The following is a 22,389-nucleotide window of genomic DNA, read 5'->3' on the forward strand; positions in this document are numbered from 1 at the left end:
TGTCCCGAAAGGGCAACTGCTGGGACAACGCCGTGGTGGAGAGCTTCTTCAGCAGCCTGAAGATGGAACTGGTCTACCTCACCAACTTCCCCACCCGGCACCACGCTCGCTCGGAGCTCTTCGAGTACATCGAGGTCTTCTACAACCGCAAGCGCCGACACTCGAGCCTCGGCTACCTGAGCCCGAGGGACTATGAACGGGCCGCACTACCTGATAGGTTGGCAGCATAACTCCCGTGTCCACTAAACCGGGGCAAGCCCACCCCCTACTTCGGCCGCGATGTGGAGATCTCACGGAGAGACGGCTTCGATAAGATCTACGAGGTGTATTGGCTCAACGTCTTCGGCCCGAAGCTGGTGGAGACCGTGGGCCGTGAGCGCATGCTGTCCACGCCGGCCCACCTGGTGGACGAGTTGCCCAACGGCTCCATCCTGCTGGTGACGTGTCCCACCGCAGCTGACTTCGCCAGTGAGGAGGCACGCCTGGCCCAGGCCCGCGCTCACGTCCACCTCCGGCCAGAGCTCGACTTCGAGACCGTCCTGCGCACCCTGCGGGAGCGCAGTGCCACGCTCGCACCCGTGGAGCCCCGCTTCCATCCAGACATCGCTCCTCTCCTGGCCCGTGTGGTGGCGGCTGTCGCCATCAGCGAGCGTCAGCGCAAGGTGGCCGAGTTCAATCGCTACGAGCCACCCGATCCGGAGGAGTGGTTGCCCGCAGTCGCCGCGCTGCCCTCGGACGTGGCGGACCCCAAGGCCGCCAGTGAACACTACTCGCTGCTCGCGGAGCACCTCGTGGCGCTGCTGCACACAAAGGTGCCCTCGGTCTTCAAGGAAACCCCCGAGTCGCTCACGGACGTGGACTACCAGTTCTGGCATGAGGAGTTCCCGAGAGTCTTCGAGCGCCGCGACATCGATGAGCATGCCGTGCCAGCGGTGGGCGCGTACCTGGGGCAGGTGCTGGTGCGCAACCTGGGCGGGCAGTGGATCCCGCGCAAGAAGCTCGAGGAGGCGCAGGTGCGCGTGGGCAACCGGGTGTGGCTTCCGTTCCTTCGGGCGCACCGGTACATGCGCTCGTGCCAGTCGCTGCTGGACTACTCCCTCACCCAGCTCTTCCGCGTCGCCGTGCATCACCGCACCTGATGGTGGAGGAGGCTGTGGTCCCAGGGGCGTTCGCCTCCTTCGGCCCCGGGAGGTGTCGGCAAAAAATGAGCGCCGCGGGCGCCGGTTGAACCTCAAGCCCCGCGAGTCGCCACGGCGCGAACGTTGACGCCGTAGCGGTCTCTTTCTCAGTGGATGGTGGGTTCCTGTGAGCTGTTCGGGTTCTTCTGCATCAACTCGAAGCTCGCATCCAGGCAGCCGATGAGAATGAGGGACTCCACGAAGACAGGGCCCCCAGGTTGCTCTGGGAGCCCTTTTCCTGAACCGTGCCGAATTCACTGTGGATCAATGCGGAGGAATGAGCTCCGTGATCTCGACCACGTTGGAGGTGGCCTGGATGTTGGTGGGCAGCAGCGTGCTGTTGTTGGAGGAGATGAAGGCGACCAGCTCCTCGGTTCCGTTGGGCTGGAACTGGACGCTGCAGGAGGTTCCCGTGCCGCAGGTCTTTAGCCACGTCCCGTTCATGTTGAAGAGGGTGATGTAATAAGCCGTAGGGCCCACGTTGATGTTCGTCGTGGCGGTCACCGTGACGAAGCAGTTCTCGCAAGAGGTCTCCGGCGCGCTGAGGCTGATGGTATAGCCAGTGCCCGTCCAGGTCACGTAGCGGACAGCGGTCTCTCCGAAGTTGTTGGCCGGCGGGTAGACGCTGCCATCGTTGGACGAGGTGAGGAAGGCTTTGTACGTGTGCGTTCCCGCCGCAGCCTGGCTGACTGTGGCCGTGCACGTATAACCCGTGCCGCAGCTCTTGATGCGGGTGCCCGCCGTGACGTCGTAGATGTCGAGGTAGAGTGGCCCCGTTGCCAGATCCCGGGTGACGCTCGCGCTCACGGTGGTGCTGGCTCCGAGCCCCACGGTGCTCGAGGCGACCGACAGATCCGTGAACACGTAGTCCCAGTCCACGTAATACACCGCCGTGGCCATGATCGTGTTACCCGAGTAGTCCTCGATGGACGCCTGGTACTGGTGGACGTGATACCAGGTGGAGACCACGTTGGCGGAGCACGTCGTGCCAGTGCCGCAGTTGGCGATGATGGGACCGCCCCAGGCATCACGGATGCGGATGTAGTAGGGCGTGGAGGAGACATCCTGGTTGGCGGTGGCGGTCAGCGTGACGTTCTGGGTCAGCCAGGGAACGCCGGCAGGGGAGGTCTTGTTCAGGCCGACACTCCAAGCGGCGGCCGCGTTCACTGTTCCCAGCGCGCGCTTCTCTGGCAACTCCGCGCCGAGCCCCTCCAGAGGGGGGGAAGCCACTCCAGGGAGCGGCTTGCTGGCCTCTGCACCGGGCTCGGTCTCCGGGAGTCCCGAGGACACACCCTGGTCGGCGGGCCCACAGGCGACAACCCACACACAGACAGCGGACAAGAGGACGTTTTTCACAGGAATCTCCAGAGCGAATGGAAGCGAAGGGTTGCACGACCTTGAGCGAGTTCGTCGCGCTCACCCCCGTGAACGGCCGCCCTGGAAGATCTTCCCGCGCCCATTTTCGGCGCATTATTCGGGCCCGGGGCGTCTCCATCCACCTGGCTGCACCCAGGAGTTCCCCCAGGAAGCAGGTCCTCATGAACGAGCGCGTCGCCCCATCGCAGCAGGCACTCTCTGAAGTTCTCGCTTCGACCACCTGGGTCTGCATTGCCAGGATCATGCGAGAGAAGGCTCCGGAAGTGCCCATCGAGGTACGGGCTCCGGAGAAGCTCGTCGAGTTGGGGCGCAGTCTGGAGCTCGTCGAGGAGGATCCGCAGGTCGTGTGCATGTGCTCCGGGGATGTCGCGCTCGAGCTCCATGACGGCGCGAAGCTCCTGGCCGTTCTCACAGTGCACCATGGTACGTCCATCAGCTGGGATCGCTGGAAGAGCCATGGCGTCCTGCGCGAGCCGCGCCCCATCCTCGACTGGCTGGCCTCGCTCGGGGTCTCGTGGCTCCTGGAGGAGCACCTGGAGGCCCAGCAGCGCAGCGTCGAGGACTCGAAAGCGGAGGCGCGTTGGATCCAGGCCATGCCTCCCTGTCTCGCTCCCTTCTGGGATCCTGCCTACGACGGCAGAGGGATGGATTGGGATTCACTCCAGGAGGCACTGGTCGCGGCCTACCCTGATCCCGAGGCCCGCGTGCGCGCGCTGCTGAGCTGGTTCGGTCAGGGGGAGGGCCCGTGGTCGGGCTTCCCCGTGTACGAGGAGATTCCCGAGGTCCTTCTGCTCGATCACTCCACGGAGGTCATTGTGTCCGCGCTCTTGCGAGATGATCTCTCACCGGCGGAGTGGGAGGGCGCTGCCAGGTACCTGTCTGGCTGGGAGTTCTCGAAGAAGAAGCCTCAGGATCGGCTTTTCCTTCCGGAGAGCCTGCGCACGCGATTGCGTCAGCACGGCATGGCTTCCTCACATAAGGGCAATCGAATGCGAGCGATGCATGCCTTTGCGGAGGACGTCAGTTCTTGCTGAAGTTGTGCTTGAGGATGAAGAACTCGCCTGGCTTGACATTGATGTCGCGCGTCTCTGTTCCGCCGAACTCACGGTTGAGGAGACGGACGATGTGGCGCCCAGACGAGATCTCGATCGCCGCGAAGGGCGTCGTCCCGATCTCTTTCCCATCCAGGAAGACGGTCGCGTAGGGCAGGACTCGAAAATCGATGCGAGCCTTGCCGGGAACGGCATGGGTCGGACGCGGGGGACGAGGAGCCGGGGCCTTGGCACGGACGGTAGCTGGCCTCGGAGTCGGCGGAGGGACGGGCGTGTTATCGGGTACGGGTAACGGAGCAGGTTCTGGGAGTCCCGCGTCAGCAGCAAAGGCCAGTGGTGCCGGGGCTTGTTGCGATATCGGAGTATGCTCCTGGTCACGATGTTCGGGTGGCGGCTCGATGGGGGCTACTTCAAGCACGGGGGTGGAGGTGGAGAACTGAGTGGGGGATGCCGTGTCGCCGCCCCACAGCAGATATCCGCCGCCACTGACTGTGAGGAGCGCGGCAATCGTGGAGAGTGCTACGTGGGCTCTCCTTCGTGGTCGCATCGTCGCTGCGGACGTGTTCGTTGCGGAGGGCTCGGCGGAGGAACCCGGGTGGTCTGTGGAGACACGCAACTGGGGGCTGGCAGGGACTGCTCGTTGCGGGTGCTGGAAGGGCAGGGGCGTTGCGGGGAGTGTCGGGCTCTCGGGTGTCGTTTCTGCTTCCTCTTGCGACGGGAGGACTGACGGAGGCTGCTTCTGAGGCACGGGAGCCTGCAGCGCTACGGCGGTGGAAGGCACCGGCGTTGTCGTCTTCGCCGCATCGGCCTCCATCTGGCCAAGGAGTCGAGCGATGTGAAGAGCGCCCAGGGGCTCGCCCCTCGATAGTACGAACTGCTCGAGATCCGCCTGAAGGGCGAGGCAGTCTGGATAACGCTCATCGCGATTCTTGGAGAGCGCGCGATCCAGAATCTGCTGGATGACCTCGGGGAGCCCGGGACGCCTCTTCTGCGCGGGGATGAAGGGTTCGAAGAGGATGGCATTCAACATTCCCTCTTCTGCCGTGACGGCGAAGGGCTTCTGCGCGGTCAGCAACTCATAGAAGACGAGCCCGAGAGCATAGACATCGGCTCTGCGATCGAGCGGCTGGCCCCGGAGTTGTTCGGGGGGCATGTACGGGAGCTTGCCCTTGAGGATCCCAGCCTGGGTTTGAGGCCCATGACCCGTGACCTTGGCGATGCCGAAGTCCGCTACTTTCACTGCGCCCTGACGTGACAGGAGGATGTTGTCCGGGCTGATGTCGCGGTGGATGAGTCCCAGGGGTTGTTGCGTCACCGGGTCGCGGAAGTCGTGGGCATAAGCCAGTCCCTCGGCGGCGGCGGCAATCATCTTCGCGCAGAGGGTGGACGGCAGGAACGTGTCGAGTTCTCTGGCACGTCTTACGAGTGTGCGCAGATTGGGGCCGTCGATGTACTCCATGGCGACGAAGTAGGAGCCGTCGGCTTCGCCAAAATCGAAGATCTGGACGATGTGCGGGTGATTGAGCTGGGCGACGAGCCTGGCCTCGGCGAGGAACATCTCCACAAAGGCGGGTTCATCCAGCAGGTGGGGGAGGATTCGCTTGAGGACGAGGGTCTTCTCGAATCCGAAGGGGCCAGCCACCTTGGCGAGCAACACTTCGGCCATGCCACCGGCGGCGAGCTTCCGAATAACCTCGTAGCGCCCAATCTTCATTACTGGAAGGACAGTCGAGCGCCCAGGGAAGCACCCTGATGACTGAGCGAGAGGGCAGGTTGGAGGCTGCTCTGAGGAGATGGCTGGACTTGTTCTTGATGGAAAGCTTGGAGCCCCAGGCCTATGCTAATCAGAGCAAGGCCGCTGAGGCCAACCGCTGCTGCCACCGGGCGAAGCGCAGGATCTCGGGTGGTGCGGACTCTTCCTGTGGATGCGGATCCGTAGACGATGAGCCCTGCCACCGCCAGGTTTGCACCAATTGCTATGGCTACCTGATAGCCAGTGGCTCGTGGGGAGGGTTCAGGTGAAGGAGACGGGGCGGGTACCCAGGGAGCAGCGGAAGAAGGGGCAAAGGGAGTCGTGGGTGATGAAGCATCCTTCGTGGGAGCACGAGATTCGGTAAGGGCTTCTGAGGAGTTTGCTGCCTGTTTGTCCTGGACCGATGAGGCAGAGACTGCCTCACGGTCAAGCTGAGGACGTGTAGGAGGTGATTTCTCGCCAGCGAGTGAGTGCGTCGCTTCTCCTGGCGTTTGTACAGAAGGCGGCTCAGAAGTAGTGCTCGGCGTGGCAGAGGCAGAGACTCCCGGTTCCTTCGACGGTGGGACTGGGGTGGAACGAACTGCGAGTTGCTGGTGGATGTCATCGATGGCCGCTCGGAAGACCTGCTCCACCTTGGGTGAGACAGCGACCGGCAGGGTCGCGGAGGGTTGGAGGCGGAGCGCCTCACGAAAAGTATCGCTCGAACGCTGCACATCGCTGAGATTGGCCAGAATGATCCCCTCGTAAAGGAGCGCGAGGACCCGCTCGTCGGCACTCAAACCTGCGGACTTCGCGACTCCGAGCTGTTCGAGCGCTGCCTCGAAATCGAGCCGCTCGTAGAGATGGATCGCCGCAGCCAGTTCGGCTGGACCTTCCGCCTTGCGCTCCGACGAGCGGTTCGTGGATGTAGGGTTCGAGCGCCGTTTCGCAGAAGGGTCGGGCTCGGCAGCAGGCGCCTGGCTCCATCCCAAGCACAGAGAGAGCAGCGCGACAGCGGGGCCATACCGCCTCAATGGGAGCATGCCCGGACGGTACAGAGCAGCTTGTAACAGCGGCCATACGCCCTCAGGAGACTTGCTCCATGGCTGAATCGTAGCCTGGAGGACGAATGCCGGTGGGAAGGTGCCCGAAGCAAAGATCGGAAGCGACGGTCCCTCTCCAGCGTGGTACCCACGGGCTCCTCGAGCGGACCATGGCTGATTCCACGACACATTCCTCTGCGCGGGCCTCGGGAACCTGGGTGTTGATTGCTGTCGGTGTGGGCACCTTCATGTCCGCGCTGGATGGAAGCGTCGTGAACGCCATCCTCCCGGTGATGCGTGAGGCCCTGCACACGGACGTCGCTACCATCGAGTGGGTGGTGACCGTGTACCTGCTCTCCGTCAGCGGGCTGCTGCTGGGCTTTGGCCGCCTGGGAGACGTGCGCGGCCACAAGGGCGTGTACGTGCTCGGGTTTGGCGGCTTCGTGATCAGCTCCGCGCTGTGTGGCATGGCGCCAGGAGTCCACGCGCTCATTGCCTTTCGCGCCCTGCAGGCAGTGGGCGCCGCGATGCTCTTCGCCAACTCGCCGGCCATTCTCACCAAGAGCTTCCCTGCCGAGAAGCGCGGCCGGGTGCTCGGGCTCCAGGCGATGATGACGTACCTGGGCCTCACCGTGGGGCCCTCGCTCGGTGGCTGGCTCACGCAGACCTTCGGGTGGCGCTCCATCTTCTACATCAACGTTCCCGTGGGAATCGTCGCGGTGGCGTTGAGTCTCCGTTTCGTGCCGCGTGACGTTCCCGCCGAAGCAGGGGAGTCCTTCGACTGGACCGGCGCCGTGCTCTTCCTGGCGGGACTCGTCGCCCTGCTGCTCGGGCTCAACCAGGGGCACGCCTGGGGTTGGGGCTCGCCCGCCATCGTGGCGCTGCTCGCCGGGGCTGCGGTGCTGCTCGCGATCTTCGTTGCCGTGGAACGGCGGGTCCGGGCCCCGATGCTCGATCTGAGCCTCTTCCGCCACGCCACCTTCTCCGCCGCCACCGCGAGCGCGCTGCTCAACTACATCTGCATCTACAGCCTCGTCTTCCTGCTCCCGTTCTACCTGCTGCAGGCGCGGAGCATGAACCCAGCCCAGGCCGGGTTGCTCCTGACTGCTCAGCCGCTCGTGATGATGGTGGCCGCTCCCCTGAGCGGAGCGCTGTCCGATCGCATCGGCTCCCGGTGGCCCGCGATCGTGGGCATGACCGTGCTCTCGGCGGGGCTCCTGCTCGAGTCGTTTCTCAGCCCGCAGACGTCGCTGACACACATAGCCCTGGGGCTCGCGGTGTGTGGACTGGGCACGGGCGTCTTCATCGCGCCCAACAACAGCGCGCTCATGGGTGCGGCACCACGCCACCGGCAGGGTATTGCCTCGGGAGTACTTGCGACCGCTCGCAACGTCGGAATGGTGCTGGGCGTGGGACTCGCGGGCGCCATCCTGACGACGATGCTCACCGGCCATTCCGAGCCTGACTCCGCAGAAGCTCTCAGCCTCGCGGTCAGCCGGGGCCTCCAGGTGGCCGCGGGAGTGGCGGCGGTGGGCGTGCTCTTCGCCGCAATTCGTGGGCGGAATGCGGCGGGGAACAGTCCTGCCGCAGCGCCACCCCACGCATCGTCCACTTCGCACGGGTGATTCGACACGGGCGAAGGGGGCGCCCACCCGCGCGGGCCCCGGGACACGGTTGGTTCCCGGGGCCCTGACTTCCTTCCTACTGCTGCGCCGCCACCACCACTGACTCCTGCATCGCGTCAGGCACCGGCTCGTAGGTGGCCAGCCGCAGAGTGGCCATGGCGCGGCCCTGCGTGCGGCCTCGCAGGCTCGTCACGTAGCCGAAGAGGCTGGCCATGGGCACCTGCGCGGACACGTTCCGCACCGCCCCATGGCCCTCCATCCCCCGCACACGCCCCCGCCGAGAGGACAGATCCCCGAGAACGTCCCCGAGGAACTCCTCCGGTGTGGTGACCTCCACGTCCATCACCGGCTCCAGCAACCGCACGCCCGCCTGGCGAGCCGCCTCCTGGAAGGCCAGCGAGCCCGCCACGGTGAACGCCTGGGGAGTGGAGTCCCGCACGTGCGTGCTCCCATCCACCAGCTTCACCTCCACGTCCACCACCGGGTAGCCCGCCAGCACGCCCCGCTGCATCGCGCCCGCCACGCCCTTCTCGATGGCGGGGACGAACTCCTTCGGGATGACGCCGTTGCGCGTGTCATCCACGAAGACAAGCCCCGAGCCCCTCGGCCCAGGCCCCACCTCGAGCACCACATGGGCGTACTGTCCCGGCCCGCCCGTCTGTCGCACGTGGCGGTAGTCCTGGCGGACCTTCTGGCGCAGCGTCTCGCGGTAGGCCACCTTGGGCTGGCCCACCCGCGCCTCCACGCCGTACTCGGTCCTCAGGCGATCCACCACGATCTCCAGGTGCAGCTCTCCCATTCCGGATAGCAACTGCTGCCCGCTCTCCGCGTCCACCTCCACGTGCAGCGAGGGATCCTCCGCCGCCAACCTCGCCAGTCCCTCCTCCATCTTCTGCTGGTCCCCCCGAGTGCGCGCCTCCACCGCGAGCTGGATGACCGGCTCGGGGAAGTGCACGGACTCCAGCACCACCGGAGCCTCCAGCGAGCTCAGCGTGTCGCCGGTGCGCACCCCGCGCAGGTTCAGCGCCGCGCAGATGTCGCCGGCATGCACCTCGTCCACCTCCTCGCGCTTGTTGGCATGCATGAACATGAGCCTTCCCACGCGCTCGCGGCGCTGCTGACGGGTGTTGAGCACGGCCATGCCTGTGCGCAGCGTTCCCGAGTAGACGCGCAGGAAGGCAATGCTCCCCACCGCCTTGTCGTGCATGAGCTTGAAGACGAGCGCGCTCACGGGTTCCTCATCCCTCGCCGGACGGGTGACCTTTACCTGGGTATCCGGCGTCACGCCCTCGACCGCCGGAAGATCCGACGGAGCGGGCAGGTAGTTGACCACTGCATCCAACAGCATCTGCACACCCTTCTTCTTGAAGGCCGCCCCCACGAGCACCGGCACCAACTGCCGCTGCACGGTGCCCGTGCGGAGCGCACGCTCCAACTCCTCCTCCGTGATCTCCGCCACCCGTCCCTCCACGTACTTGCCCATCACCGTGCCATCCACGTCCGCACACGCCTCGATGAGCCGCAGGCGCAGGGCCTCCGCCTCGGCGCGCAGCGGCTCGGGGATCTCCCTCGCCTCGGAGGGCTCTCCCGACGCCTCGTCGAAGAAGAAGGCCTTCATGCGCACCACGTCCACGAGCCCGCGGAACTCCGTTCCCGCTCCGATGGGCAACTGCACCGGCACGGGGTTGGTGCCCAGCCGCTGGCGGATGGACTGCACGCTCATGGCGAAATCCGCGCCCACCTTGTCCATCTTGTTCAGGAAGGCGATGCGGGGCACACCGTGCCGGTTGGCCTGGTGCCACACCGTCTCCGACTGGGGCTCCACGCCCTGGCTGGCGTCGAACACCGCCACCGCGCCGTCCAGGACGCGCAGCGAGCGCTCCACCTCGATGGTGAAGTCCACGTGCCCGGGCGTGTCCAGGATGTTGATGCGGTGAGCGGTGCCCGCGAAGGGCCCGCGCATCGGCTTCCAGAGGGCGGTGGTGGCCGCCGAGGTGATGGTGATGCCGCGCTGCTTCTCCTGCACCATCCAGTCCATCTCGGTGGAGCCCGTGTGCACCTCGCCCATGGCGTGAATGCGCCCGGTGAAGAAGAGGATCCGCTCGGTGAGCGTCGTCTTGCCCGCGTCGATGTGGGCCATGATGCCGATGTTGCGGTAGCGCTCGATACGTGTCGTGCGAGACATAAAAACATCCCATTCCCGCCGGGTGAAACCACCCGCGGGTCGAAAGACAGACACTGGTTGAAGAGGAATTGGCCCGCGGCCCGTCGAGCGGACACACGCATGCCCGGGAGCAGCCCTCAGAGGGCGCTCAGGTCAGCGTGAGGACACACGAAGGCCGAGGTTGATCCGAGGCGGAACCGAGTCCTCTCGGCACACGGGAACCAGTACACCCGCGAGCCAGGGGACCTCGGTCCGCCTGATCAAATGTCGAGCAGCACCTTGTTGCGGGAAGCCAGATGCACGTCCGCCATCGGCGCGAGTACGCGCACGAACGGCACACCCAGAATGGTGGAGACGGGCCTCATGACGGGCCCATATTTAAGGCAGAGGCGCCCGTTGTCAACCGGTGTCTGTCTTTACCCGTTGCCTCAGGGCGAGCAGGCGCAGTCCCCGGAGCGCTCCCCTGCACGGACGGATCGACACCCAGGGCCACCTGAACGGCGCGTAGAAGGGAAGCTGCTACTCGTGGGGCTTGCGTTGGAAGGGGGCCGTGCCGGGAAGGTCACGGTGCCTCCGAGCGGGGGGACACCCAGGCTCCCTCCCGGCTGGCCAGGGACATGGGGTGAACCCAGGTAGAAGGTGCAGAACCTTCTGGAATCGGGCCCCAGGGTGCTAGGGTCCTGGACTCTCGCGAGGTCAGAGTCCTGGACAAGGCTACACTCGACAAGCTTCTCACGGTGGGCGTGCAGAACGGCGCCTCGGATATCCACTTTCGCCCCGGTGATCCGCCGATCTACCGCGTCAACGGTGTGCTGCGTCCGCTTCGCATGGACAAGTTGGCGCCCGAGCACACGCGGGAGGTGGCCCTCCACCTCATTCACGAGCCGAACGTGAAGAATCAGATCGACAGCCTTCAAGAGCATGACGGCTCGTACGGCCTGGTCGGCGTGGCGCGCTTCCGCGTCAACATCTACCGGCAGCGAGGCACGCTCGCGGTCATCCTCCGCATCATCCCGGCGAATGTGCCCACCATGGAGGGGCTCGGGCTGCCGGAGGTCCTCAAGACGATTGCCAGCCAGGACCGCGGTCTGGTGCTCGTGACGGGGGCCACGGGCTCGGGCAAGAGCTCCACGTTGGCGGCGATGATCAACCACATCAACCACAACGAGAGCCTGCACATCCTCACCATCGAGGATCCCATCGAGTTCATCTACAAGAACGTCAAGTCCTCCATCTCCCAGCGAGAGATCGGCCCGGACACCAGCAGCTTCGCCATGGCGCTGCGCGCGGCACTCCGGCAGGACCCGGACGTCATCCTCGTGGGCGAGATGCGCGACACGGAGACGATCGACATCGCCCTCAAGGCCTCCGAGACGGGCCACCTGGTGCTCTCCACGGTGCACACGACGGACGCCTCGCGCACCATCAACCGTCTGGTCTCCGTGTTCAACGCGGAGGAGCAGACGATGGTGCGCATGCGTCTGGCCGACAGCCTCAAGGCCACCGTCTCCCAGCGCCTGCTGCCTCGCGGGGACAACAAGGGCCGCGCGGTGGCGCTGGAGATCATGGTCCAGACGAAGACCGTCCAGGAGTACATCCGCGAGGACCGCGCCAACGAGCTCAAGGACGTCATCGAGAAGGGCCGCGACACCTACGGCATGCAGTCCTTCGATCAGCACCTGAGCCAGCTGTACCGCGGCGGCATCATCACCCTGGAGACGGCGCAGGGCGCGGCCACCAACCCCGCCGACTTCGCGCGCGCTCTCGAGTTCGAGTGAGCGGCTCGGACGCAGTGGTCATGTGAAGTCCGGCGGAAGTGGTCATTTCGGATGGCCACTCCGGCGGGGGACAGTGCGTGGTGCCAGCGCGTTGCTGGCACACAGCCCCCCGCGGAGAACCCAGAGATGGCCACGGCGCCAGGTGGACCGGACTGCACCCTCGTTGAGCTTCGGCAGTACACGCTGCATCCAAGACAGCGGGACACGCTCATCGAGCTGTTCGATCGCGAGTTCGTCGAGAGCCAGGAGGCCTTGGGGATGCGGATCCTGGGGCAGTTCCGGGATCTCGACAGGCCGGATCGCTTCGTCTGGCTGAGAGGCTTCCCCCAGAGGGCGGAGCGGGCTCGCGCGCTCGCGGCCTTCTACGGCGGTCCCGTCTGGAAAAGGCATCGCGAGGCCGCCAACGCCACCATGGTGGACTCGACGAACGTCCTGCAGCTCGCGCCCACCCGGCTCGGCTCTGGCTTCGAGCGGCACCTGGTTGCGCGGCCCCCCGTGGGCGCCACTGAGATTTCTCAGGGGGAGATCGTCGCCACGGTGTACTCGCTCGAGTCGGCTGTGGACGATGGGGTGCTCCGCTTCTTCGAGCAGGAGCTGAAGCCCGCAGTGGAGGCGGCGGGCATCCCTGTCATGGCTCACTTCAAGACGGAGGCGAGCGCCAACGACTTTCCAGCCCTGCCAGTGAGGGAAGGGGAGAACGTTCTGGTCTGGTTCTCGGCGTTGCTCCCGCTTGGTGCCTATCGTGAGCGTCTGGCTCGCTTGAAGGACTCTCGGGCCTGGAGTGAGCAGATCGAGCCGGCATTGAAGCGCTGGCTGAAGTCCTCGCCTGAGATCCTGAGACTCTCGCCCACGGCTCGATCAAGCCTGCGGGCCTGAGTTCGCTTCCAGGCCTACGCTGGGAGCGCCTTTGCCTGCTCCCGCACCTCCGCCGCGAACAGCTCCGCTGCGGGCGGGCGGGGGGCTCCCTTGCGCCAGAGCAGTGCAGCGAGCTCCGAGCGCGGAGTGGGGGAGAGCCGCTTCACCACCAACTTTTCGGCCTCGGAGAGGCGCGGCTCGGGGAGCACGGTGACGGCGAGGCCCGCTCGCACGATGGCCAGCACGGTGGCCACCGCGTTCGATTCGAGCGCAACGGGGGGCGCGATCCGCGTCGCGGCGAACCATGCATCGATTCGCGTGCGCACGCGCAGACCTGGGGAGAGCAGCGCGAAGGGCTCGTTCGCCAGCTGCTTTGCTCCCACGGACTCCATGCTCGCCAGCGCATGCCCCCGCGCGACCACGAGCCCCAGCTTGCTGTCGAAGACAGGCTCCGCGTCGAGGTCCGGAAGGCGGGCGGGCGCGTAGGCCAGCCCCACATCCAGCTTGCCGTCCGCCAGCCGCCGCTCCACCCGGCGCACGAGTGCCTCCTCAGCGCTCAGCTCCAGCCCCGGGTGCCTGCGCAGCACGGCCGCGAGCGCGGGCACCACGACGCCTCGCATGCTCGGGGGGTAGCCCACTCGCAGCGTTCCCGTGGTCAGCCCCCGCAGCGCTCCCACCGCCACCTTCCCGGCATCCACGTCCTCCAGCGCGCGTGAGGCGTAGGTGCGGAACAGCTCTCCCGCCTGGGTCAGCCGCACGCCGCTCCGCGCACGCTCGAAGAGCGGCGTCCCCAGTTCCTCTTCGAGCTGGCGGATCTGCTGCGACAACGTGGGTTGGGAGACGTGGACGCGTCGGGCCGCGCGGCCGAAGTGCAGCACCTCGGCGACGGCGGAGAAGTAGCGCAGGTGGCGGAGCTCCATTCCCCCATCATAGATGGTGCCTATCGACCCCATGGAAACAAACGATTAGACGAATCGAGCCCGGCGCGTAGATTTCCCCTCGTCCACGAGGAGAGACACCCCATGAAAGCATCGGATCTGTTCGTCAAAGCGCTTGAAGCAGAAGGCGTGCGCTACGTCTTCGGGCTTCCCGGCGAGGAGAACCTGGATCTCCTCGAGTCCATGCGCGCCGCGGGCATGCGCCTGGTCGTCACCCGCCACGAGCAGGCCGCGGGCTTCATGGCTGCCACGTGGGGCAGGCTCACCGGACGCGCCGGCGTATGCCTGTCGACGCTGGGGCCAGGCGCCACCAACCTCGTCACTGCCGCGGCGTACGCGCAGCTCGGTGGCATGCCCATGGTCATGCTCACCGGTCAGAAGCCCATCAAGGTCAGCAAGCAGGGCCACTTCCAGATCGTCGATGTCGTCGGGATGATGCGGCCGCTCACCAAGTCCACCCGCACGCTCGTCTCCGCGGAGCACGTCCCATCGGCGGTGCGCGAGGCACTCCGTCGCGCGGAGGAAGAGCGCCCCGGTGCCACGCACATCGAATTGCCCGAGGACGTGGCTCGTGAGTTCACCGAAGCCGCACCGCTCGCGCCCATCGTCTCCCGCCGTCCCGTGGCCGATGAGGGCTCCATCGCGCAGGCGGTCGAGGCCATCGCGTCCGCCCGCCGTCCGCTGCTCATGATCGGCGCGGGCGCCAACCGCAAGCTCACCTCGGAGATGCTTCGCGTCTTCGTGGACCGTGTGGGGATGCCCTTCTTCAGCACCCAGATGGGCAAGGGCGTTGTGGACGAGACGCACCCGCTCTGGATGGGCACGGCTGCTCTCTCGGATGGGGACTTCGTCCACCGCGCCATCGAGGCCTCGGACTGCATCGTCAATGTGGGCCATGACGTCATTGAGAAGCCTCCCTTCGTCATGCGTGACGCCCGCCGCACCGTGGTCCACTTGAACTTCTCTTCCGCCGAGGTGGACCCCGTGTACTTCCCGCAGGTGCAGGTGACGGGCGACATCGCCAACGCCGTGTGGCGCATCGCGGAGGGGGTAGGCCCTCGTGCCCACTGGGACTTCGCGCCCTTCGAGCGGGCTCGCGCGGGGCTCGATGCGCAGCTCGCGCGGGGCACGGATGACAACCGGTTCCCCATCTACCCCGCACGGCTCGTCGCCGAGGTGCGGCGCGTCATGCCGGATGACGGGATCGTGTGCCTCGACAACGGCATGTACAAGCTCTGGTTCGCTCGCTACTACCGCTGCCGGCGGCCCAACACGTTGCTGCTCGACAACGCGCTCGCGACAATGGGGGCCGGGCTCCCCTCCGCCATCGCGGCCAAGATGGTCTACCCTCGCCGCAAGGTGCTTGCGGTCTGTGGCGACGGTGGATTCATGATGAACTCGCAGGAACTCGAGACGGCGGTTCGCCTGAAGCTGGACCTGACGGTGGTCGTGGTGCGCGATGATGGGTACGGGATGATTCGCTGGAAACAGGGGGAGATGGGACTCCCGGACTTCGGCATGGAGTTGGGCAACCCGGACTTCGTTCGCTATGCGGAGGCCTATGGCGCACGCGGGCACCGCCCCACGAGCGCCACGGAGTTCGGCGCCACGCTCACGCGCTGCCTGGAGTCCGGTGGAGTGCACGTCATCGACCTGCCCATCGACTATTCGGACAACACGCGCGCGCTCGGAGCGGGGCCCGAGGAAGGCGCCGCTCGTTGAGGCATGACACTCTGATTGGAAGCGAGGAACACCATGCTGGCTGAACGCTATCCGTACTACCTGGCCAACCGTCCGCGGCAGCCCAACGCGGAGCTGGCCGTGACCGACAAATACTCCGGAGAGATCGTCACGCGCGTGGCGCTCGCGGACGCAGCCGCTGTGCAGGAGGCCATCGCTGCCGCGGTGCGCGCGACAGAGCCGATGCGGAAGCTGGCGCCCTATGTCCGGCAGGAGGTGCTGGAGCACTGCGTCCGCCGCTTCCGGGAGCGGGCCGAGGAATTGGCGCTCGTGCTTTGCAGCGAGGCCGGCAAGCCCATCCGGGATGCGCGCGGCGAAGTCACCCGTCTGATCGAGACGTTCAAGGCGGCAGCCGAGGAGGCCGTGCGCGGTGGGGGCGAGGTGCTGAACCTGGAGGTGTCGAAGCGGACGGCCGGTTACCGGGGCTTCACCCAGCGCGTGCCCGTGGGCCCCTGCTCGTTCATCACGCCCTTCAACTTCCCGCTCAACCTGGTGGCGCACAAGGTGGCGCCCGCTATCGCCGCGGGCTGCCCGTTCGTGCTCAAGCCGTCGGATCGCACCCCCGTGAGCGCCATGATCATGGCCGAGGTGCTCGCCGAGACGGCCTTGCCCGAAGGCGCCTTCTCGGTCATTCCGACGCGCCTCGAGGACGTGGGCCCCTTCATCGAGGATGATCGGCTGAAGCTGCTCTCGTTCACCGGCTCGGAGAAGGTGGGGTGGGATCTCAAGGCCCGAGCGGGCCGCAAGAAGGTGGTTCTGGAACTGGGCGGCAACGCGGCCTGCGTGGTGGACCAGAACCCGGGGCAGTCCCTGGACTTCGTCGCGGACCGCATCGCCCTCGGCGCCTTCTTCCAGTCCGGTCAGAGCTGCATCTCCGTCCAGCGCGTGCTCGTGCACGAGTCGGTATACGAAGGATTGCGAGAGCGCCTGGTGGCACGGGCCAAGGCCCTGCGTGCGGGGAATCCCCGGGACGAGGCCACCACGCTCGGGCCCATGATCGACGAGCCCGCCGCGAAGAGACTCGAGGGCTGGATCCAGAGTGCCGTGAAGCGCGGGGCGCGCGTACTGACGGGAGGAGGGCGGCGTGGAGCGCTGCTCGAGGCCACAGTGCTGGAGGGCGTGCCCGCGGACGAGCCGCTGAGCGCGGAGGAGGCGTTCGGGCCGGTCGTGCTGCTGCAGCCTTTCCGCTCGTTCGACGAGGCGCTCCGGGCCGTGAATGACGGGCGCTACGGACTGCAGGCGGGAATCTTCACGCAGGATCTGTCCCGGGCGATGCAGGCGTGGGACGAACTGGAAGTGGGAGGCGTCGTCGTCGGCGACGTGCCGAGCTTCCGCGTCGACACGATGCCCTATGGTGGAGTGAAGAACTCGGGCCTGGGACGCGAAGGCGTGAAGTACGCCATCGAGGACATGACCGAGCTCCGGCTGCTCGTGCTGCGCCAGACTTCTGGGTGAGTGTCCTCCGGCACGGCTTGGGGGGTGTACAGGTACCCGGGGAGTAAGTTTCTTTCCTGGGTGTAGACTTTATCAATGGCGAATATTCCGGGCTTCACGCTCCTGGGTGCCGTCAGGCCAACGGGCTCGAATATCCTGTTTCACGCGGTACGGAATGTCGACAGCCTCAAAGGCATCATCAAGACGCCGATGGCGGTGTCTCCCTCTCCCCGAGAGCGTGAGCGCTACCGCCGCGAGTTCGGGATCCTGCAGCGGCTCCGGGATGTGAGCGGCGTACCCAAGGCTCACTCCTGTGAGCTCGTCTTCGAGCGCCCGGTGCTGCTCCTGGAGGAGGTGGAGGGCACGCCGCTGTCCGAGTTCATCGGTCAGCCGTTCGAAGTGGCTCGATTCCTCGATGTGGCGATCTCCCTGGCCTCCACCCTGGCGGAGATCCACCGCCACAATGTCATCCACAAGGACATCAAGCCCTCCAACATCATCCTGCTGCCCTCGGGAGAGGCACGCGTCATCGACTTCGGCACCGCCACGCTCCAGCAGATCGAACACGTCGAGGCGGCTCCCACGAACCTGATCGAGGGGACGCTCGCGTACATGTCGCCGGAGCAGACCGGCCGCATGAACCGCACGGTGGACTATCGGACCGATCTCTACTCGCTGGGCGTCACCTTCTACGAGCTGCTGACGGGAACCTTGCCCTTTCGCGGGCGCGATGCGCTCGAGTGGTTCCACGCCCATATGGCGCAGCTGCCCAAGCCTCCGAACAAGCTCATTCCGAGCATTCCGGCCGTGGTGTCTTCCCTCGTCATGCGGCTGTTGGCCAAGGTCGCCGAGGAGCGCTACCAGAGCGCCGAGGGGTTGAAGGCCGATCTCGAGCGGTGCCGCGAGGGGCTGCGCCGGGGCGCGCTCGAGGAATTCCCTCTGGGCACGGAGGATGTTCCTCTCCGCTTCCAACTGCCGCAGCGGCTGTATGGACGGGACGCGCAGGTCACTGCCCTGCTCGAGGGCTTCGAGCGGGTGGTCCAGGATGGCCGGCCCGAGCTCATCCTGGTCAGTGGCTACTCCGGACTGGGCAAGTCCTCGGTGGTGCACGAACTGCACAAACCGGTGGTGCGCCAGCGCGGCTTCTTCCTCACCGGCAAGTTCGATCAGTTCCAACGGGACATCCCCTACGCGACCCTGGCGCAAGCCATCCATGGGCTGGTGGAGCAATTGCTGGCAGGCAGTGACGAGTCGCTCGCCCGCTGGCGCGAGCGCCTGCTCCAGGCCTGGGAGGGACATGGGCAGCTCCTCTTGGACATGGTTCCTCCACTGGAGTTCATCGCGGGCCCCCAGCCGCCGGTCCCCGAGCTGCCTCCCGCCGAGGCGCAGAACCGCTTCATCCGCACCTTCCAGCGCTTCCTCGCTGTCTTCGCCACCGCCGAGCACCCGCTCGCCGTGTTCCTGGATGATCTTCAGTGGGCGGATCTGGCCAGCCTTCGGCTCATCCAGCACCTGCTCACCCAGGAGGGCATGCCTCCGGTGCTGTGGCTCGGCGCCTACCGCGACAACGAACTCAGTCCCTCGCACTCCCTCGTTCTGGCGCTGCAAGAGATCCGCAAGGCGGGCGCGCGGGTGGCGGATCTTCGGCTCGAGCCCTTGAGTCTCGAGCAGGTCCAGCAACTCGTGGCCGACTCGCTCCCAGGTGCGGACAGGGAAGTGGTGGAGCCCCTCTCGGCGCGAGTCCACGAGAAGACCGCGGGCAATCCCTTCTTCCTCGTTCAGTTGCTGAGCACGCTGCATCAGGACGGCCTGCTCGTGCGCACGCAGGAGCGGGGATGGCGGTGGGACGCGGAGGGAGTGAAGGCCCGCGGCTACTCCGACAACGTCGTGGACTTCATGGTGGGCCGGTTGCGTCAGCTCTCCTTTGGAACGCAGCACCTGCTGCGGCTGGCGGCCTGCGTGGGGCATGCGTTCTCGCTCCCGATGCTGGCCACCCTCTCGGGTAGCCTGGAGCCGGAGCAGGTGGAGCAGGAATTGGAGCCCGTGCTCCAGGAGGGCTTCCTGGCACGCAGCGGACCGGAGCAGTACCGCTTCCTCCACGATCGCATCCAGCAGGCGGCTCATGCCCTCATCCCCGAGCAGGATCGCAAGGCCGTGCACCTGCGCATCGGACGACTGTTGCTGGCCAGCCTCTCTCCCGATGAGGTGCACGAGAAGCTCTTCGATGTGGTGAGCCAGCTCAACGCGGGGGCTGAGCTCATCCAGGAGCCCGAAGAGCGTCTGCGCGTCGCGCGTTTGAACGCGGAGGCGGGGTTGAAGGCCAAGGCCTCCATGGCGCACCAGTCGGCCGTCGTCTACTTCAAGAAGGCGCTCGAGTTCTTCCCGGAGGATCCCTGGCAGACGGACTACGAGCTGACCTTCAAGATCGAGATGTCCCAGGCGACGTGCGAGTTCATGAGCGGCAACCTCGCGGAGGTGCGCCACCTGGTCGAGGAGCTGCAACGCCGGGCGCGCACGCGCACGGACATGGCGGCCGCGGCCTGCCTGAGGAGTGAGCTGCACCTCGTCGTTGGAGAGATCCCCCAGGCCGTGGATTGTCTGCTGGAGTTCCTGGGCTCGGTGGGCATGCCCATGTCAGCTCATCCCGCATGGGAGGAGGTGGTGGCGGCCCACGATGAGGTGTGGAACCTCATGGGAGAGCGGTCCGTCGAGAGCCTCGTGGACCTTCCGCTGATGACCGACCCCGACATGCAGGCGGCCATCCACGTCCTCAGCGCGCTGTTCGCCCCTTCGTACTTCACGGACAACAACCTGCTCGCGCTCCAACTGTGCCGGGTGGTCTCCCTGTCGCTTCGGTACGGCAACACCGAGGGGGGCACGCACGGCTATGGCTGGTTCGGCGTGGTGACCGGGTCCTTCTTCAAGCGGTACCAGGAAGGCCATGCCTTCGGCCTGCTCGCGCGGGAACTCGTCGAGCGCCACCGCTTCTTCGCCTTCCGCGGCAAGGTGCTCTTCGCCCAGGAGACGCTCAACCCCTGGACGCAGCCCATGAACTCGTCACTGGAGCTGGCTCGCACTGGCTTCCAGTACTCGCTCCAGGCAGGAGACTTTCCGATTGCCTGCTTCTGCTGCTCGCACATCGTCACGGATCGGCTCAGCCTCGGGCACCGCCTGGAGGACGTCTACCAGGAGGCCGTCTCGCGCCGCGACTTCGCTCGCAAGGTAGGCTACGCCGACATCGATGATGTCATCCGCCTCGCCCAGCAGTACTCGCAGCAGATGCGTGGATTGACGTCGTCATTCAACAGGCTGGATGACGATGGCTTCGACGAGCAGGGCTTCGAAGCTCGATTGACGCCGAACCGCCTGACCACGCTGCATTGCTGGTACTGGCTCACCAAGATGCAGTCGCGCTTCATGTGCGGCGAATTCGAGCAGGCGCGAGAGGCGGGGGAGAAGGTCGCGCCGTTCCTCTGGTCCTCGTTCGGACTGATCCAGCTTCTGGACTACCACCTCTACCGTGCGCTGACGCTGGCCGCTTGCTTCGACGGCGTGACGCCCGACCAGCAGCGCGAGTTCTTGGACGACATGAGGCGGCACCACCACCAGCTCGCGGAGTGGGCCAGGGAGTGCCCCCAGAATTTCCTCGGGCCCGAGCGGATGGTGTTCGCGGAGATCTCCCGTGTCACCGGGCAGCGGGATGAGGCAACCACCGCGTACGAGGAGGCGATCCACTCGGCCCAGGAGAACGGCTTCATCCAGAACGTGGGCCTGGCGAACGAGCTCGCGGCGCGCTTCTGGAACACGCGTCGGGCGCCGAGCATCTTCCGGGCCTTCGCACACGCGGCCCACACGGCCTATGGGCAGTGGGGTGCCCTGGGCAAGGTCCAGCACCTGGAGGCCCAGTGGCCGGAGCTGGTGTCCCCGTCGAGTCGCACGGGGCATCTCACCACCACCACCACGACCACCAGCACGGACTCGATGCAGATCGACGCGCTCACGGTGGTGAAGGCCCAACTCGCCATCTCCAGTGAGATCGTGCTGGAGCGGCTCGTGGCCATGCTGATGCAGGTGGCCCTCGAGAATGCGGGGGCCCAGCGTGGCGCCCTGTTGCTGGCGCGGGGCGACACGCTCGTAGTGGTGGCCACCTCGGGTGCTTCCCAGGGCTGGTTCTCGGCTTCTTCCGAGGAGGAATCCTCCCGCAGGCTGCCGTGGTCGCTCATCGCCTACGTCAAGCGCACGCGTGAGCACGTGCTCGTCGGAGACGCCTCGAAGCCCCACTCCTTCTCGTCCGATGCGTACCTGGAGGGCGGCGGGGTTCGTTCCCTGCTGTGCCTGCCGCTTCTGCGCCAGGAGTCGTTCGACGGAGTGCTGTACCTGGAGAACAACCTCGCCACGAACGCTTTCACCCCGGGACGGCTCTCACTGCTCAAGCACCTGGCGTCCCAGGCCGCCATCTCCATCGAGAACGCCCGGCTGTATGGAGATATCCAGCGGGCTGAAGCGGCGCTGCGCCGGGCCAATGACGATTTGGAGCGGCGGGTGGAGGAGCGCACGCGTGAGCTCCGGGAACTCCAGGAGCGGCTGGTGGACACGGCTCGCGAGGTGGGCATGACGGAGGTGGCCTCCAACGTGCTCCACAGCGTGGGCAATGTGCTCACCAGCACTGTCATCAACTTCGAGGAGATGCTCGGGACACTGAATGGCTCGCGTATCGACCGGGTGAAGAAGGCCTCCTCCATGTTGAAGCAGAGCCCCGAGGAACTGGTGCACTTCCTCACGAGGGATCCTCGCGGCACTCGGTTGGCCTCCTATCTGGAAGAGCTGGGAGACGAGCTGCTCCGCGAGCATGAGCGCCTGCGCGAGGGCTTGTGGACGATGGGCCAGCACATCGAGCACATCCGGGTCATCGTCCAGGTGCAGCAGAACTACGCCAGGACCACGCTGCTGGTGGAGGAGTGCGATCTGTCACAGCTCATCGAGGATGCGCTGCGCATCCAGATGGCGGCGCTCCAGCGCCATGGCGTCTCCGCCATGCGAGAGCTCTCACCGGTGCCTCGCATCCGCGCCGATAAGCACAAGGTGCTGCAGATCCTCATCAACCTGATCAGCAACGCCAAGGACGCGCTGGATTCGTCTCCCGCTGGACAGAGGAGCTTGCTCGTTCGGCTCGAACGTCTGGAGAACCGGGTGCGTGTCCAGGTGGTGGACAACGGCGCGGGGATTGCCCCCGAGATCCGGGAGCACCTCTTCTCCCACGGGTTCACCACGCGGAAGGAGGGGCACGGCTTTGGCCTCCATACGAGCGCCCTGGCGGCACAGATGATGGGAGGGCGCCTCACGCTGGAGAGCGAGGGGCCGGGCAAGGGGGCCACGGCCACCTTGGAGATCCCGCTCGGAGATACCTGACAGAAGGGTGTCACAGCCGGGCTCCAAGGTGCAGGGTGTCCTACAGTCACCCGACGGAGAGGGA

At 66.1% G+C, this 22,389-nt stretch carries 11 protein-coding genes and 2 pseudogenes; 9 read left to right on the forward strand and 4 right to left on the reverse strand.

Features of this window, described 5'->3' with window-relative positions:
* Positions 1-230: IS3 family transposase (locus KY501_RS06515; protein WP_224361720.1), on the forward strand; the 230-nt coding region annotated here is incomplete at its 5' end.
* Between the two features lie 33 nt (positions 231-263).
* Positions 264-1,139: pseudogene (locus KY501_RS06520) on the forward strand (hypothetical protein); the annotation flags it as partial.
* Between the two features lie 303 nt (positions 1,140-1,442).
* Here KY501_RS06520 and KY501_RS06525 read toward each other — a convergent pair.
* Positions 1,443-2,534, reverse strand: coding sequence for a hypothetical protein (locus tag KY501_RS06525; RefSeq protein WP_224361722.1), 1,092 nt, complete (start codon positions 2,532-2,534; stop codon positions 1,443-1,445).
* A 182-nt stretch (positions 2,535-2,716) separates the two neighbouring features.
* On the opposite strand from KY501_RS06525, the gene KY501_RS06530 reads away from it, so the two are divergent.
* Positions 2,717-3,589, forward strand: a complete 873-nt coding sequence (locus tag KY501_RS06530; protein ID WP_224361723.1) for a hypothetical protein — start codon at positions 2,717-2,719, stop codon at positions 3,587-3,589.
* A gap of 859 nt (positions 3,590-4,448) precedes the next feature.
* On the opposite strand, the pseudogene KY501_RS54555 reads toward KY501_RS06530, so the two are convergent.
* Positions 4,449-5,321 (reverse strand): annotated as a pseudogene (locus KY501_RS54555) (serine/threonine protein kinase); the annotation flags it as partial.
* Between the two features lie 1,231 nt (positions 5,322-6,552).
* Between KY501_RS54555 and KY501_RS06540 the strand changes: the two are divergent.
* A complete protein-coding gene (locus KY501_RS06540; protein ID WP_224361725.1) occupies positions 6,553-8,007 on the forward strand; it encodes an MFS transporter in 1,455 nt (484 codons plus the stop codon).
* 76 nt (positions 8,008-8,083) lie between these two features.
* On the opposite strand, the gene fusA is transcribed toward KY501_RS06540, so the two are convergent.
* Entirely contained in the window at positions 8,084-10,192 is a 2,109-nt protein-coding gene (gene fusA, locus KY501_RS06545; protein ID WP_224361726.1) for an elongation factor G, read from the reverse strand.
* A 683-nt stretch (positions 10,193-10,875) separates the two neighbouring features.
* Between fusA and KY501_RS06550 the strand changes: the two genes are divergently transcribed.
* Positions 10,876-11,949, forward strand: coding sequence for a type IV pilus twitching motility protein PilT (locus tag KY501_RS06550; protein ID WP_224362325.1), 1,074 nt, complete (start codon positions 10,876-10,878; stop codon positions 11,947-11,949).
* Between the two features lie 126 nt (positions 11,950-12,075).
* A complete protein-coding gene (locus tag KY501_RS06555) occupies positions 12,076-12,825 on the forward strand; it encodes an NIPSNAP family protein (RefSeq protein ID WP_224361727.1) in 750 nt (249 codons plus the stop codon).
* 14 nt (positions 12,826-12,839) lie between these two features.
* Here KY501_RS06555 and KY501_RS06560 read toward each other — a convergent pair whose 3' ends face one another.
* The gene (locus tag KY501_RS06560) at positions 12,840-13,724 is read right to left on the reverse strand and encodes a LysR substrate-binding domain-containing protein (protein WP_224361729.1); all 885 of its coding nucleotides are present in this window, start codon (positions 13,722-13,724) and stop codon (positions 12,840-12,842) included.
* 102 nt (positions 13,725-13,826) lie between these two features.
* On the opposite strand from KY501_RS06560, the gene KY501_RS06565 reads away from it, so the two are divergent.
* From KY501_RS06565 to KY501_RS06575, 3 genes are all read left to right on the forward strand, one after another.
* The gene (locus tag KY501_RS06565) at positions 13,827-15,464 is read left to right on the forward strand and encodes an acetolactate synthase large subunit (protein ID WP_224361730.1); all 1,638 of its coding nucleotides are present in this window, start codon (positions 13,827-13,829) and stop codon (positions 15,462-15,464) included.
* A gap of 33 nt (positions 15,465-15,497) precedes the next feature.
* Complete coding sequence (locus KY501_RS06570; protein WP_224361732.1) at positions 15,498-16,937, forward strand: aldehyde dehydrogenase family protein; 1,440 nt, start codon at positions 15,498-15,500, stop codon at positions 16,935-16,937.
* A gap of 75 nt (positions 16,938-17,012) precedes the next feature.
* On the forward strand, positions 17,013-22,325 hold the full coding sequence (locus KY501_RS06575) for a trifunctional serine/threonine-protein kinase/ATP-binding protein/sensor histidine kinase (protein ID WP_224361734.1): 5,313 nt from the start codon (positions 17,013-17,015) through the stop codon (positions 22,323-22,325).
* Positions 22,326-22,389: the final 64 nt, after the last annotated feature.

It is taken from the genome of Hyalangium versicolor (assembly GCF_020103695.1).
GTDB classification, from domain to species: domain Bacteria; phylum Myxococcota; class Myxococcia; order Myxococcales; family Myxococcaceae; genus Hyalangium; species Hyalangium versicolor.

Bases quoted from the DNA above. Each gene is read 5' to 3' on its own strand.
- KY501_RS06530 (WP_224361723.1), top strand. From the start codon at position 2,717: ATGAACGAGCGCGTCGCCCCATCGCAGCAGGCACTCTCTGAAGTTCTC.
- KY501_RS06540 (WP_224361725.1), top strand. From the start codon at position 6,553: ATGGCTGATTCCACGACACATTCCTCTGCGCGGGCCTCGGGAACCTGG.
- fusA (WP_224361726.1), bottom strand. From the start codon at position 10,192: ATGTCTCGCACGACACGTATCGAGCGCTACCGCAACATCGGCATCATG.
- KY501_RS06555 (WP_224361727.1), top strand. From the start codon at position 12,076: ATGGCCACGGCGCCAGGTGGACCGGACTGCACCCTCGTTGAGCTTCGG.
- KY501_RS06560 (WP_224361729.1), bottom strand. From the start codon at position 13,724: ATGGAGCTCCGCCACCTGCGCTACTTCTCCGCCGTCGCCGAGGTGCTG.
- KY501_RS06565 (WP_224361730.1), top strand. From the start codon at position 13,827: ATGAAAGCATCGGATCTGTTCGTCAAAGCGCTTGAAGCAGAAGGCGTG.
- KY501_RS06570 (WP_224361732.1), top strand. From the start codon at position 15,498: ATGCTGGCTGAACGCTATCCGTACTACCTGGCCAACCGTCCGCGGCAG.
- KY501_RS06575 (WP_224361734.1), top strand. From the start codon at position 17,013: ATGGCGAATATTCCGGGCTTCACGCTCCTGGGTGCCGTCAGGCCAACG.